This is a genomic window from Streptomyces sp. NPDC044044, from assembly GCF_056434405.1.
This window is the reverse complement of record NZ_JBWKFG010000008.1, coordinates 141,173-155,777: the sequence shown is the minus strand read 5'-3', so window position 1 is coordinate 155,777 and position 14,605 is coordinate 141,173. Positions and strand designations below refer to the sequence as shown.

At 70.2% G+C, this 14,605-nt stretch carries 8 protein-coding genes; 5 read left to right on the top strand and 3 right to left on the bottom strand.

Annotated features, from left to right (window positions below; genetic code table 11):
- Nucleotides 1-34: 34 nt before the first annotated feature.
- The gene (gene yicI / locus AC07AG_RS28755) at nucleotides 35-2,257 is read right to left on the bottom strand and encodes an alpha-xylosidase (RefSeq protein WP_478758995.1); all 2,223 of its coding nucleotides are present in this window, start codon (nucleotides 2,255-2,257) and stop codon (nucleotides 35-37) included.
- Nucleotides 2,254-5,133, bottom strand: coding sequence for a glycoside hydrolase family 3 C-terminal domain-containing protein (locus tag AC07AG_RS28750; RefSeq protein WP_478758993.1), 2,880 nt, complete (start codon nucleotides 5,131-5,133; stop codon nucleotides 2,254-2,256). Before AC07AG_RS28750 ends, yicI begins: the two co-directional genes overlap by 4 nt.
- Before the next feature lie 308 nt (nucleotides 5,134-5,441).
- Here AC07AG_RS28750 and AC07AG_RS28745 point away from each other — a divergent pair, with 308 nt between their 5' ends.
- Genes AC07AG_RS28745 through AC07AG_RS28725 form a run of 5 tightly spaced genes read left to right on the top strand, consistent with a single transcriptional unit; the run spans nucleotide 5,442 to nucleotide 11,838 of the window.
- Nucleotides 5,442-7,133: an extracellular solute-binding protein gene (locus AC07AG_RS28745; RefSeq protein WP_478758991.1), complete on the top strand. Its 1,692-nt coding sequence runs from the start codon at nucleotides 5,442-5,444 to the stop codon at nucleotides 7,131-7,133.
- A gap of 1 nt (nucleotide 7,134) precedes the next feature.
- Nucleotides 7,135-8,154 (top strand): ABC transporter permease, encoded by a 1,020-nt coding sequence (locus AC07AG_RS28740; RefSeq protein ID WP_478758989.1) that lies wholly within the window; start codon nucleotides 7,135-7,137, stop codon nucleotides 8,152-8,154.
- Nucleotides 8,151-9,083, top strand: coding sequence for a carbohydrate ABC transporter permease (locus AC07AG_RS28735; protein WP_478758988.1), 933 nt, complete (start codon nucleotides 8,151-8,153; stop codon nucleotides 9,081-9,083). Before AC07AG_RS28740 ends, AC07AG_RS28735 begins: the two co-directional genes overlap by 4 nt.
- 8 nt (nucleotides 9,084-9,091) lie before the next feature.
- Nucleotides 9,092-11,128, top strand: coding sequence for a beta-galactosidase (locus AC07AG_RS28730; RefSeq protein ID WP_478758986.1), 2,037 nt, complete (start codon nucleotides 9,092-9,094; stop codon nucleotides 11,126-11,128).
- Entirely contained in the window at nucleotides 11,125-11,838 is a 714-nt protein-coding gene (locus AC07AG_RS28725) for a glycoside hydrolase family 12 protein (protein ID WP_478758984.1), read from the top strand. The genes AC07AG_RS28730 and AC07AG_RS28725 overlap by 4 nt, the downstream gene beginning before the upstream one ends.
- Here the strand turns inward: AC07AG_RS28725 and AC07AG_RS28720 are convergent.
- Entirely contained in the window at nucleotides 11,835-14,561 is a 2,727-nt protein-coding gene (locus tag AC07AG_RS28720) for an exo-rhamnogalacturonan lyase family protein (protein WP_478758983.1), read from the bottom strand. The two genes, AC07AG_RS28725 and AC07AG_RS28720, sit on opposite strands and share 4 nt — an antisense overlap.
- Nucleotides 14,562-14,605: the final 44 nt, after the last annotated feature.

Here is a 14,605-nt window from a genome sequence, read left to right as displayed (position 1 = left end):
CGTCGCCGTCGGTGCGTCGGGGGCGTCGGGGGCGTCAGCAGTCCGCCACCGTCCGCACCGTGAAGGGGCGTGCAGTGCCCTCGGCCATGACGCGGACCCCGGCCTCGTCCCGCACCGCGCGGAAGACGGCCGCAGGCCTGCCCTCCAGGTCGGGCACGGTGATCTCGGTGCCGTCCTGTGTGTCCGGGGTGACCAGGAGGGTGAGGTCCTGGAGCCAGTCGCCGTCGGGGCGCCGGTCGTCGGCGCCCAGCGGGAGCAGTGCGCCGGGCCGGACGTACAGGGGAAGGCTGTCGAAGCCGTGGGTCTCGTGCCGCCATGCGGGGCCCGTGACGCTCTCGCCGGTCAGGAGGTGGGTCCAGGTGCCTTCGGGCACGTAGAACTCGACGTCCCCCTCGGCGGTGAAGACGGGGGCGACCAGGAGGTCGGGGCCGAGCATGTACTGCCGGTCCAGGGTGCGGCAGGCTGGGTCGCCGGGGAACTCCAGGAGCATGGGGCGCATGACGGGGACGCCGGTGCGGTGGGCCTCGACGGCCGCGCCGTACAGGTACGGCATGAGGCGGTGCTTGAGCCGCGTGAACTTGCGTGCCACGTCGACCGCTTCGTCGCCGAACGCCCACGGCACCCGGTAGGAGACGTTGCCGTGCAGGCGGCTGTGCGAGGAGAGCAGGCCGAAGACGAGCCACCGTTTGAAGACCGCCGGTTCCGGGGTGCCCTCGAAGCCGCCGATGTCGTGGCTCCAGAAGCCGAAGCCGGAGAGCGAGAGGGAGAGGCCGCCGCGCAGCGACTCGGCCATGGCGCCGAGCGAGGCGAAGCAGTCGCCGCCCCAGTGCACCGGGAACTGCTGGCCGCCCGCCGTCGCGGACCGGGCGAAGACGACCGCTTGGCCGGGGCCGCGTTCCTTCTCCAGGAGTTCGAAGACCGTGCTGTTGTAGAGCTGCGCGTAGTAGTTGTGCATGCGCTCGGGGTCCGAGCCGTCGTGCCAGAGGACGTCGGTGGGGACGCGTTCGCCGAAGTCGGTCTTGAAGCTGTCGACGCCCATGTCGAGCAGCGTGCGCAGATGGCCCGCGTACCACTCGCGTGCCGTCGGGTTCGTGAAGTCCACGAGCGCCATGCCCGGCTGCCAGAGGTCCCACTGCCAGATGTCGCCGTTCGGCCGCCGGACGAGATATCCCTCGGCGGCGGCCTCGGCGAAGAGTCCGGACTTCTGCGCGATGTACGGGTTGATCCACACACTGACCTTCAGACCGCGCTCGCGGAGCCTGCGCAGCATGCCCTCCGGGTCGGGGAAGACCTCGGGGTCCCAGCGGAAGTCGGTCCACTGGTACTCGCGCATCCAGAAGCAGTCGAAGTGGAACACACTCAGCGGGATGTCGCGCTCGGCCATGCCGTCGACGAAGGCGGTGACGGTCTCCTCGTCGTAGGGCGTGCAGAAGGAAGTCGTCAGCCACAGGCCGAACGACCAGGCGGGGGGCAGGGCGGGGCGGCCGGTCAGCGCGGTGTAGCGGCGCAGGACGTCCTTGGGCGTGGGTCCCGCGATGACGTAGTACTCGATCGACTGGTCCTCGACGCTGAACTGGACCTGGCCGACGGATTCGGAGCCGATCTCGTAGGACACCTTGCCGGGGTGGTTGACGAAGACGCCGTAGCCGCGCGAGGAGAGGTGGAAGGGGATGTTTTTGTAGGCCTGTTCGCTGCTGGTGCCGCCGTCGGCCTGCCAGATCTCGACGTTCTGGCCGTTCTTGACGTACGGGGTGAAGCGCTCGCCGAGGCCGTAGATGTACTCGCCCACTCCCAGGGCGAGTTGGCCGATCATGTGGTGGCTTCCGTCGGGCGCGGTGGCGAAGCCGGTGCCTCTGCGTCCCACCGCTGTCAGCGGCTTGTCGTCGGCGTCGAGGAATTCGAGGCCCCAGGGCTTGTCGGTGTCCAGGCGCACGGTGAGCGGGCCGCTGGCGAGCTCGGTGACGGTGCCCTCACGCTTGAGGATTCCCGCGCCCTCGGTCTCGAACAGGCGGAAGTCCGGTCCGTGTGCGGCCTTTCCGGCGTGGTGGGTCGCCCGGACGCCGATCACGCCGTCGGCGGGCGAGAAGCATTCGACGGTGATGAGCGGTGTGTTGAGGGTGTCGCCGCGTTCACGCACCCGGTGGACGGCGGCGTACGCCGTGAACCGCCCCTCGCCTTCCCGCACGTCGCGCACATCGGTCGCGTACGAGGCGCGCACCCCCTCACGCATCAGCCAGAAGCCGTCGGTGAACTTCATGCGGTCTCCTTCGGCTGTGCGGTGGCGGTGAAGGCGAGCCGTGCGAGCCGCAGGGGGCCGCGCAGCCGCACCCGCAGATCGCGTACTCCGGCGGCGGTGAAGCCGGACGTGCGCAAGGTGTAGTCGTACGCGCCGCCGGTCGCCGGGACGGTGACGGTGGTGGCGGTGCTGCCCGAGATGAGGTCGACGGCTCCCTCCCCCGAAGCCTCGACCGAGACGGCACACACGCCGTCTCCGAAGTCGCAGTCCCGGAAGAGCAGTTCACCCGTGCCGCCGTCCACCGCGCGCACGGAGTCGCCGGCCGTCCTGGTGCGGTCGACGATCTCGGTGCCGTCCTGTTCGTCGTATCCCGTCGCCGCAAGACCTGCCTGCCGTACCCGCCTGGGGGCGATCGGGGCGGCGTCGATGTCGACGGTCGCGGCGATCCGGATGTCGCCGCTGGAAGCCCCGGCGAGCATCTCGTACGCACCGGGCGCCACGGCCCAGCGGTCGTGGCGCACGTCCCAGAACGCGAGGTCCGACAGCGGAAGTTGGAACTGAAGGCGGCAGGTGTCCCCGGCCGCGAGGTGGACGCGGCGGTGCGCGGCGAGCTGCCGGTGCGGCAGGGCGAGGGCCGCCGCGGGGTCCCGGGGTGCCCGTGTGTAGAGCTGGGCCACCTCGTCCGCGGCGACGGGCCCGGTGTTGGTGAGGGTGAACGCGACCCGGAGCAGTTCCCCTTCGCGCGCCGCCACCAGATCCCCGTACGCGAAGGAGGAGTAGCCGAGGCCGTGCCCGAAGGGGTAGAGCGGGGTGCCGTCGAAGTAGAGGTAGGTCTGCCGGGAGCCGATGACGTCGTAGTCGAGCAGGTCGGGCAGGTCGCTGTCGGCGGCGTACCAGGTCTGCGGGAGGCGTCCTGCCGGGGAGACGTCGCCCGCGACGACCCGGGCGAGCGCGGTGCCCGCGGCCTGTCCGCCGTGCGCGGTCCACAGCAGCGCGGGGAGCTGGGCGTGGGCGTCGGCGACCGCGTACGGATAGGCGGAGACGAGGGCGAGCGCGGTGCGGGGATTGGCGGCTCGGGCCGCTCGCCAGAGCCGGTCCTGGTGGGGCGGCAGCGCGAGCGTCGTGCGGTCCTGGGTCTCGCGGCCGTTGATGTGGGGGTCGTTCCCGGCGACGACGATCACGGCGTCGGCCTCCGCCGCGGCACGGGCCACGGCGTCGGCACCGCGCTCCAGGAATTCGAGGGTGAAGACCTGCGGCTCCTCGGCAACCTTCACGCCGCCGGCGGCGACAGAGACGTACCCACCCGTCCCTGTGTGCTCGATGAGGTACCCGTCCCCGTGGCCGACCAGCGCGAACGTCTCCTGTACGACCCAGCCGCCGGGCTGGTCAGCGGACGCGCGCACGAAGCCGTCGTCGGCGACCGAGAGGTAGCGGCCGTCGGGGGCGCGCAGCGTCCACGTGCCGCATCCCCAGTCGACGAGGGCGAACTCGGTCGGCTCGGGGCCGCAGGTCAGGGGGGCCAGGTCGGTGCGGCCGGTGAGCAGTGCCGGATCCAGGGCCACCTCGGGGTCCTGGGCTTGAACACCCTCTCCGGAGTCCGGCACCCGCAGCCATCCGGCCGCGCACTTCAGGCGTACCCGGTCCGCGCCCTCGGTGAAGGTGACGAGGTCCGCGCCGAACCGTTCGCGCAGTCCGTCCAGGGGTGTGCTGCGGCGGATCAGGGTGCCGCTGTACCAGTCGGTCTTGCACTCGTCTGCGAGAAGGCCGACGACCGCGATGCGGGTGCCTGCGGGCAGCGGGAGCAGGCCGTCGTTCTTCAGCAGGACGACGGCCTGCTCGGCGGCTTCCTGGGCGAGCGCGCGGTGTCCGGGGGTGTCGAAGGCGTGCGATGCCCGGTCCGCGTACGGGCCCTGGGCGGGGTCGAACTCGCCGAGCCGGAAGCGGACGGACAAGTGACGGCGTACCGCCGTGTCGATGTCAGCCTCGGTCAACAGGCCCTGTTCGAGGGCGCGTTGGATGCGCCCGGTGATGATGCTCGCGTCGGTGCCGTGGTCGGTGAAGCTGTCCACGCCCGCGACGAGAGCCGCGGCCGTGGCCTCCTCGTGGGTGTCGAAGTACTTCTCGGAGTCGACGAGGTTGCTGGGCGCTCCCGCGTCGGAACAGACGAGCAGCTCCAGCGCGGTCCAGGCGCGCAGGTGCTCGCGCAGGTACGGCGAGACGTGGTTGGGGCGGCCGTTGACCAGGTTGTACGCGGGCATGACCCCGGCCACGGCGCCCGCCTCGACGGCCGCGCGGAAGGCCCGCAGGTCGTACTCGTGCAGGACGCGGGGGCGCACGGAGGCGGACGACGTGTCCCTGTCCGTCTCGTTGTTGTGGGCAAGCCAGTGCTTGAGCACGGGGGCCGTGCGCCAGTGGTCCGGGTGGTCGCCGCGCAGGCCACGGGTGTACGCGACGGCGATGGCGGAGGTGAGCCGGGGGTCCTCCGAGTAGCCCTCCTCGTTCCTGCCCCACAGCGGGTGGCGGAGCAGGTTCACCGTCGGGGCCCAGAGGTTGAGGCCGACGCGGTCGTCCCGCGTCCGCATCGCGCGCGCCTCGGTGGCGACGGCCTCGCCGATGGTGCGGACGAGGTCGTCGTTCCAGGTGGCGCCGAGGCCGACCGCCTGCGGGAAGACGGTGGCGGGGCCCATCCAGGCGACGCCGTGCAGGGCTTCCTGTCCGGTGCGGAACGCGGCGATGCCGAGCCGTTCGACGGCAGGCGTGAACTGGTGCAGGAGCGCGATGCGTTCGCCGACGGTCAGCCGGGACAGGAGGTCGTCCACGCGCTGGTCCAGGGGCAGTTCGGGGTCATGGAAGGGCAGCTTTTCCGGGGCGCGGAGCGGCGGCGGGCTTGCGGTCACGTGCGGATCCCCTTGGCGAGCGGTGGGCACGGAGGAGCTGACTCGTTCACGTTCTTGCTCTCCTTCTTCGAAGCGCTTCGATGCTCCGTGCCACTCAGGGCTCATGTCAAGGAGAGGAACGCGAGGTACCCGCGATCTCGCCCTGGTTGGCGCTTTCTTGGAACTCCCTTGCGCCTTGGAGGAATTCAGGACCGAGTCTTGTTACGGCCCAAGCCTTCACTTAACCTCGCAGCAACATCGAAGCGCTTCGAAAGCCGACCGGCGGTGACCGCCGTGTGTCCGGGCGCGCGCCACGAAGGGTTGACGCAATGACGCCGAACTCCCTCTCCACCAGCTCCCGTTCGGGAAGTCCCCGATCGAGCCGGAGAACCTTCCTCGCCCACTCCGGCCTCGCCGCGCTCGTCGTGGCCGGCGGAGCCCCACTGCTCACGGCCTGCGGGGGCAGCGGGTCGAAGAACGAGGGCACCACGACGGGGAAGAAGCTCAAGGGCCTGCTCCCCACATATGCCGCGTCGTCCCTGGCCAGCCCGGACATCCCCGCCAAGAACGGCTCGGCGGCGGGCTTCACCAAGGCGCTCCCGGCGGCCGACCTGAAGGTGTCGGTGCCTCAGAGACTCGGCAAGGGCGGCGAGTTCACCGTCATGGCGCCGATCTGGGGGAACGTCCCCAAGCAGGGCAATCCCTACTGGGCGGCGATGGACAAGGCGGCCGGGGTCCGCGTCAAGTGGCAGAACCAGCAGGGCGACACGTACGGCCAGAAGCTGGGCGCGGTCCTCGCATCCAGTGCCGTCCCGGACGCCGTGGTCGTGCCCGGCTGGGAGCTGACCGGCAAGATACCGAGCGCCATCGCCAACAAGTTCGCGGACCTCGGCCCGTATCTGAGCGGCGACAAGATCAAGGAGTATCCGAACCTCGCCGCGATCCCCACCGGCGCCTGGCAGCGCTCCGTCTTCGGCGGCAAGCTGCGCGGCCTGCCGATGCCCTCCGCGACCACGCCGAACATCGCGCCGTTCTACCGCACCGACCTCTTCGAGAAGGAGGGGCTCGAAGCACCCACCAGCGCCCAGGAGTTCTACGACCTGTGCAAGCAGCTCAATGCCCCCAAGAGCAAGGTGTGGGCGTGCGGCGACATGAGCTGGGCGGCCTGGAACATCTTCGGCGTGCTCCCGGAGAAGCCGTACTACTGGAAGCTCGTCGACGGAAAGCTCGTCAACCGCTACGAGACCGACGAGTACCTGGAAGCGCTGGAGTGGTCGCGCAAGCTCTACTCGGCGGGCTTCGTCCACCCCGACGCGAAGGCAGAGACCGGCAGCATCGGTGACCTGTGCGCGGCGGGCAAGGTCTGGATGTACTGCCAGGACCTGTCCGACTGGTACGGCAAGGCGGCCGTGCAGCGCGTGGACGACAAGAAGTTCCGCATGGAGGCGTTCGACTACTTCGCCGCCGACGGCGGCGCGCCCACGCTGTACGCGCGTCCGCCGGCCGACATCTGGACGTTCATCAGCGAGAAGGCCGACGAGAAGACCGTCCGCGACATCCTCGCCCTCGCCAACTACACGGCCGCTCCCTACGGTTCGAAGGAGCAGCGCCTTCGCATGTACGGCGTCGAGGGCGTCCACCACACGTTCAAGGACGGCGTCCTCACCAAGAACGGCAAGGGCAACAACGAGGTCTTCTCGACGTACGAGTATCTGGCGTCCCCCGCGCCCTTCGTCGCCTACCCCGATCTGCCGGACGTCACCGAGGGCATGGTCGAGTGGCAGCAGCGCCAGGGCGCGCACACGAAGAAGCCGCTCTTCCACGGCATGATGATCATCGAGCCGACCCGGTACACCGAGCTGAACGCCGAGTTCGAGGACCTGGAGAAGGACGTCGTGCGCGGCCGCAAGAAGGTCGGCGACATGCAGCAGGCGGCTGCGGACTGGAAGTCGGGCGGCGGCGACAAGCTGCGCGACTGGTACAAGAAGTTGCTCGACGAGACCGGCGACTCGGCGTCCTGACATGGCCCAGAGCACGACTCACGCGCGCGACACCACCGAGCGGGCGCCCACCGGGCCCGCCGAAGCCGCGCCCCCCGCGAAAAAGGCGCCCGCCCGCGTCCCGTTGCGGCACCGGCTGCGCCGCGACCGCGCGCTGCTCCTCATGGTGCTGCCCGCGCTGGCGCTCCTGCTCGTCTTCAACTACGTACCGCTGATCGGGAACGTAGTCGCCTTCCAGGACTACGACCCCTACATCGCCGACAACGCGTTCCAGGCGATGACGCAGAGCCCCTGGATCGGCGTCGAGCACTTCCGGCACATGGTCGAGGACCGGCTGTTCTGGCAGGCGGTCAGGAACACCCTCGCGATCTTCGCGATCCAGCTGACGCTGTTCTTCCCGCTGCCGATCGCGCTGGCGCTGTTCATCAACAGCTTCGTGCGGCCCCGGGTGCGGGCGGTCGCCCAGGCGATCCTCTATCTGCCGCACTTCTTCTCCTGGGTCCTGGTCATCACGGTCTTCCAGCAGATGTTCGGCGGGGCGGGGCTCGTCGCGCAGGTGCTTCGGGACCACGGGCACGAGGGCTTCGACCTGATGACCGACCCGGGCCTGTTCAAGTTCCTCGTCACCTTCGAGATGGTCTGGAAGGACGCGGGCTGGGGCGTCATCGTCTTCCTCGCCGCACTCGCGGCGGTCAGCCCGGACCTGTACGAGGCATCGGCGATGGACGGCGCGAACCGCTGGCGGCGCATGTGGCACATCCAGCTGCCCGCGCTGCGCCCGGTGGTGGCGCTGCTGCTCGTGCTCCAGGTCGGCAACGCGCTCACCGTCGGCTTCGAGCAGATCCTGCTCCAGCGCACCGCCGTGGGCCCCACGGCCTCCGAGGTGCTCGACACCTACGTATGGAACACCGGCCTGGACAACGGCAACTTCGGCTACGGCGCCGCCATCGGCATCGTCAAGGGCGTCTTCGGCCTCCTGATGGTGCTCGGGGCCAACAAGGCCGCCCACCTCATGGGCGAGCAGGGGGTGTACAAGCGATGAGTCAGGGACTGCTGAACTTCGGCATCAAGCCCGGCAGCCGCACCGGCCTGCGTCCCGTGTGGGAGGAGCCACCGACCCGGGCCGGCCTCGCCACCAAGGGCGTGACGCTGACCCTGGTCTGCCTCGCGGTCCTCTTCCCGGTGTGGGTGGTGGTCGTCACCAGTCTCTCCTCGGTGAAGACGATCACCGCGACGGGCGGTCTGGTGGTGATCCCCCGTGGCGTCACCTTCGTCCACTACCAGGAGCTGCTCGGCGGCGGCCAGGTGTCGCGGGCCACGCTCGTCAGCGTGGGCGTCACGGTCGTCGGCACGCTCTTCAGCATGGTGGTGTCCGTCCTGTGCGCCTACGGCCTCTCGCGCCCGGGGTCGGTCCTGCACCGCCCGATCCTCCTGCTGATCGTCGCCACGATGTTCTTCGGCGCCGGCCTGATCCCCACCTACCTGGTGGTGCAGGGCCTCGGCCTCACGGACACCTATCTGTCACTGATCCTGCCGAGCGCCCTGAACGTCTTCAACATCCTCGTCCTGCGGGCGTTCTTCATGGGCACGGCGCACGAGCTGATCGAGAGCGCCCGCATCGACGGGGCCGGGGACCTGCTCATCCTGTGGCGGATCGTCATGCCCCTGTCCCGCGCGGTGATCGCGGTCATCACCCTCTTCTACGCGGTGGGCTACTGGAGCGCGTGGTTCAACGCGTCGATCTACCTCAGCGATCCGGACATGATGCCGCTGCAGAACGTCATGCAGCAGCTGGTGATCAAGCAGCAGAAGCCGACGGGTCTGGCCCAGGCGATCAACACCGGGCACCTGTCGCCGCTCGCCATCCAGATGGCCGTGATGGTCCTGGCTCTCCTGCCGGTCGCCGTCCTCTCGCCGTTCGTGCAACGGCATTTCAAGCAGGGCATGCTCACCGGCGCAGTGAAAGGCTGATCCCACCGATGCCTTCCCTCGACGACACCACCCGCGGCCGGATCCTGTTCGGCGGCGACTACAACCCCGAGCAGTGGCCCGAGGAGGTCTGGCCCGACGACGTACGCCTGATGCGCGAGGCCTCGGTCAACTCCGTCACCCTCGGTGTGTTCTCCTGGGCGAGGCTCGAACCCCGGCCCGGCGAGCGCGAGTTCGGCTGGCTTGACCGGCTGATGGACCTGCTGCACGCGCACGGCATCGGCGTCGTCCTGGCCACGCCGACCTCCGCTCCCCCGCCGTGGCTGGGCCGCCTTCACCCCGAGACGCTGCCACGGGACGAGAACGGGCAGGTGGAGTGGTGGGGCTCGCGTCAGCACTTCGCGCACTCCAGCGCCGACTACCGCAGGTACGCCGCCGCCATCACCGAGGACCTGGCGGCCCGGTACGCGCACCACCCCGCGCTCACGATGTGGCACATCAACAACGAATACTGCACCTACGACTGGGGCGACGAGGCGGCCATCGCGTTCCGCCGCTGGCTCCGGGCGAAGTACGCCTCCCTCGACGCGCTCAACTCGGCCTGGGGCAGCGCCTTCTGGGGCCAGAGCTACGACAGCTGGGCGGAGATCCTGCCGCCCCGCCGCGCCCACTACCTGAAGAACCCCACCCAGGTCCTCGACTTCAAGCGCTTCACGTCCGACTCCTGGCTGGAGTGCTTCCGCGCCGAGCGGGACATCGTCACCGCGCACACCCCGCACCTGCCGGTCACCACCAACTTCATGCCGTTGTGGTCGGGGCAGGACGCGTGGGAGTGGGCCGCGCACGAGGACGTCGTCTCCGTCGACGTCTACCCCGACCCGAGGGACCCGCTCGGCGCCCAACAGGGCGCGCTGATCCAGGACATGACGCGCTCTCAGGCCGGCGGCGGCCCGTGGATGCTGATGGAGCAGGCGGCGGGCCCGGTCAACTGGCGCGGCGTGAACCACCCCAAGCCGCCCGGTCTGAACCGCCTCTGGTCCTGGCAGGCGGTGGCGCGCGGCGCGGACGCCGTCTGCTACTTCCAGTGGCGCCAGTCCCGGCAGGGCGCGGAGAAGTTCCACTCCGGGATGCTCAGCCACGCGGGCGAGCACGGCCGCACCTTCCAGGAGGTCAAGGAGCTCGGCGCCGAACTCGCGGCGGTCGGACCCGCGGTGGCGGGCACGCGCGTCACCGCCGATGTGGCCGTCCTGCACGACTGGAACTCCTGGTGGGCGAGCCAGCAGGAGGGCCGCCCCTCCGCCCTGGTCGACCACGCCGAAGTCCTTCGCGCCTGGCACCGCGCGCTGTGGGAGGCGAACACCCCCGTCGGCTTCGCCCACCCCGAGCACGACCTGAGCCCCTACCGCCTGGTCGTCGTCCCGCACCTGTACCTCCTCACCGACGCCGCGATCGGCAACCTCCTGTCGTACGTACGCGACGGGGGCACCCTCGTCTGCGGCTTCCTCACCGGCGTGGCCGACACCGACGACCGGGTGCGGCCCGGCGGCATGGATGCCCGCCTGCGGGAGCTGTTCGGCATCCGCACCGTGCACGAGTGGTGGCCGCTGGAGGCCGGGGAGAGCGTGGACTGCGGGGAGTTCACCGGCACGCTCTGGTCGGAGGAGCTGGAGGCCGACGACTGTGCGAAGACGGTGGCCACCTACCGGGGCGGCGAGCTCGACGGCCTTCCCGCGCTGCTGCGCCACGACCGCGCCTGGTATCTGTCCACCCTTCCCGAGCCCGAGGCCCTGCGCGAGCTGCTCGCACGTGTGGCCGCCGAAGCAGGCGTACGGCCTCCGCTCGCAGGCCTCCCCCGCGCGGTGGAGGCCGTACGCCGCGGCGATCTTCTGTTCCTCCTGCACCACGGCCGCGAGCAGGTGACCGTGCCCGTGCCGGGCAGGCACCTCGATCTGCTGACCGGCAAGGAGGTCGAGGGCGCGATCACCCTCGGCCGCCACGGTGTGGCCGTCCTGCGCCACGCCGACGACGACCGCGGGCCCGGCCCGGACCCGCGGCACCCCTCCCCCCACCCTGGAGACCCCACATGACACGACACCCCCGCCGCACCCTGACCCGCCTGCTGCTCGCCCCCGCCCTGGTGGCGGGCGCGGCGCTCGGGCTCGGGTCCGCCCCCGCGCAGGCCGCCGTCTGGAGCTCCTGCGACCAGTGGGGCAACACGACCCTGGACGGCTACACCCTCTACAACAACATCTGGGGCTCGGGCGCGGGCAGCCAGTGCGTGTCGGCGGACTCCGGCACCAAGTGGAGCGTGCACGCCGACCACCCGAACACCAGCGGCATCAAGTCCTACCCGAACTCCAAGAAGGTCATCGGCAAGCCCGTCGACTCGCTGTCCTCGCTGAAGAGCTCGTACGACGTCAAGGTCCCCTCGGCAGGCGACTACAACTCCTCGTACGACATCTGGGACACCGACTACGACTACGAGATCATGCTCTGGGTCAACTACAACGGGAACGTCGGCCCGCTCGGCACCGCCCAGGGCACCGTCAGCCTGGGCGGCCACACCTGGGCGGTCTACAAGGGCACGAACGGCGCCAACGAGGTCTTCTCCTTCCTGCGCACCTCCGACTCCTCGTCCGGGACCGTCGACGTCCTCCCGATCCTCAAGTGGATCAAGAACACCAAGGGCTGGATGGGCAACGAGACCATCGGTGACGTGCAGTTCGGCTACGAGATCAGCGGATCGGCCGGAGGGCTCGACTTCACGACCAACTCCCTGACGGTGTCAGGAGGTTAGCCGGGGAGCTGGTCGCCGACCAGGGCGAGGTTCTGGATGGCGGCGAGGCCGAAGAGCGCGGTCTCGTTCGTGTTGATCCGCAGGTTCTCGTCACCGGGCTCCAGGACGGCAGGGCCCTCCAGGCCGGTCTTGCCCCAGCTCATCGCCTTCGTGTAGCCGTCGCTGTCGTGGAACTTCTGCCAGGCGCGCGTCGCGAGCTTGCCGTCCTTCGACTGGGCGGCGGCGTACGCGTCCTGGCGGGAGTGCCCCTGGAAGAGCAGCAGGCTGCCGAAGTCCTTGCCGTAGCGCTCCTTCTGTTCGGCCTTGGTGGCGTTGAAGTAGCGGCAGTAGTCCAGCCACGCCTCCTTGAACTTCGGCTGGTCCACGAGGTCGATCAGCTCGGCGCACATCTCGACCAGGCCGAACATCGCGGAGAGGTGGGAGACGTTCACCGCGGGCTCGGCGGCCACCGCGAACTTTCCGGTGTCGAGGTCGTAGAGGCCGCTGCCCTGGACGAAGCCGTTCGGCTGGGCCGCGATGGTCTCCATGGTGGAGCGCAGGCGGGCCTCCGCCTGCGCCGCCTTGGGGCCGCCGCGCTCCCATTCCGTGAGCCAGGCCGCCGCCAGACCGCTCCAGTCGGTGCCGAAGCCGATGGACAGGGCGTTGCGGTCGGGCTCGTACGGCTCGGTGCGGATCTTGCGCAGGGGGTCGAGGACGAGGAACGTCTCGTCGGAGTCGACCAGGGCGTGCATCAGGTCGCCGACCCGCTCGTCGGCGGTGAGGAAGTAGTAGGGGCGGCGGTAGACGGCCGTGGAGATCCGCTGCTGCTTGGCGCTGTCCGCGAAGTGCTGCACGCCGTGCCGGGTACCGAGGCCCGCCCACGCTCCGAGGTGGTAGGAGTCGACCTCGCCGGTGTGGCGGGTCATGGCCTCGGCGAAGCGGAAGATGTCGGCGCGGCCCGAGCGCAGGTAGGCGTACCAGAGCCACAGGTCGGGCGAGAGCTCGGAGTTGTCCCAGGCGTAGCCCCCGACGTCGTACCGCCACTGGTGCCGGTCCTCGTCGTAGGTGTGCATGATGTCGCCGTAGTCCCAGAAGCCGTACCAGCGGCGCTGTTCGGCCTGGTCCTTGTAGTAGGTGAAGAGGAAGTCGAGATGGTCCTCGATCGTGGCCTTCGCGGGCGTGGAGCGGTCGACGGGTGAGAAGAGGCCGCCGAAGACGCCCGTCCTCGTCACATGCTCCGGTGCGGCGGCCAGCTGGGGCGGGGTGCGGACGGCGGCGGCCTGGTCCACGAGGGTCGCCGCGGAGGGGGTCGCGGCATTCGCCCAGAACATCAGCTCGCTGGTGCGGGCGATGCCGTACGGGGTGCCGAAGCCCGGTTCGTGGTCCTCGTAGGTGATGTTGAGGCCTTCGAGCTGCTCGGGGTAGGTGTCCTGCCCCATGCCGTCGTGGTACGTGCGCAGGTCCATCGGCTGGGCCTCGGGTGACCAGAGCCAGAGGGTGACCTCGGCCGTGTCACCGGCGGCTCCCCTGATGTCCAGCTGGGCGGGGTGCTTCTCCCAGAAGTCCCGCAGGCCGAAGGAGAATCCGCCGCCGGCCCCGCCGACGTACCCGAATCCGGACGCACGGCCGCCGCCTCCCGCCGTGATCCAGGTGTGCCCCGGCTTGGTGCGCTTGCGCAGGGTGAAGCCGTCGGCGGAGAGCTGGGCGAGGGTGTAGTCGCCCCAGGTGGGGATGTACTGCAGGCGGGTGGTGACCCGCTGGTCCCAGGTCGCGGGGTCCGGCAGCCTCTCGCCCTTGACCTGGGCGGTGCGGATGGCGGCGCCCGGGTCACGGCGCAGGCCGGTGATGCCCTTGACCGCCTCGGTGAGGAATCCCTTGCCCTCGCCCGCGATGCGGATGTGCCGGTCGTACGCCGCGTCGCGCATCGGCACGCTGAAGCGGACACCCAGGCCACGGATGAAGTCCTTCTCCGCGTCGCCGTCGTACGTGATGGTGTGCACCATGCGGAAGGAGTCGGCGCCCGCGTAGAAGTAGAGACGTACGCTGAAGGGCAGCCAACTGCGGCTGCCCTTGCGGTGCTTGCCGTCGATGCGGACGACGGCGCGCACCGGCCCGTCCTGCTCCGTCCTCGCGCCGCTGATCTCGCCGTCGAACCGATCCCACGTGGCGTTGCCCCGGTCGCCGTCGTCGAGGTCGCCCTGGCGGAGCAGCACGAGCCGTCCGTCGGTGGCGATCTTCGTGCCGTCGCGGGTGACGGACTCGACGAGCCGCTCGCCGTCCTTGGCGATGACGGTCTTGATGACGCCGGTGTCGACGGTGATGGCACGGCGGGTCTCGGTGACTTCGACCTTCTTGTCCGGTGCGGCGGGCGCCCCGGCCTTCAGGGTGAGCTTCTCGGCGCCTGCCGCCGCCGGGCCCACCGCGTGCGCCGTCCACTTCACCGAGCCGTCCGGCCAGTGGGCGGTGGTCCAGGTCTGTACGGGGATGTCCTTGCCGTCGGCGGCGGCGAGGGCGAACCTCTGCCCGGCGGGGTGGGCGCCCCTGGGCCATGGGACGCCGAAGGTGGAGCCGGGCGCGGCACCGAGCCCGCCCTTCTCCAGCCAGCCGACGGCGACGGGGCCGTCGGCGGCCGCCGTGCGGGGAGCCGCTTCGGCGTCGCCGCGGCCCAGCGCCCAGCTGAACTGCGCGGCGGCACCGGCCACGGCGGCGGCCTTGAGCAGGGACCTGCGGGGGATCGGAGACATGGTGATCCTCTCTCTTTACGTGTCTTTTTACGTGTCGCTTTACG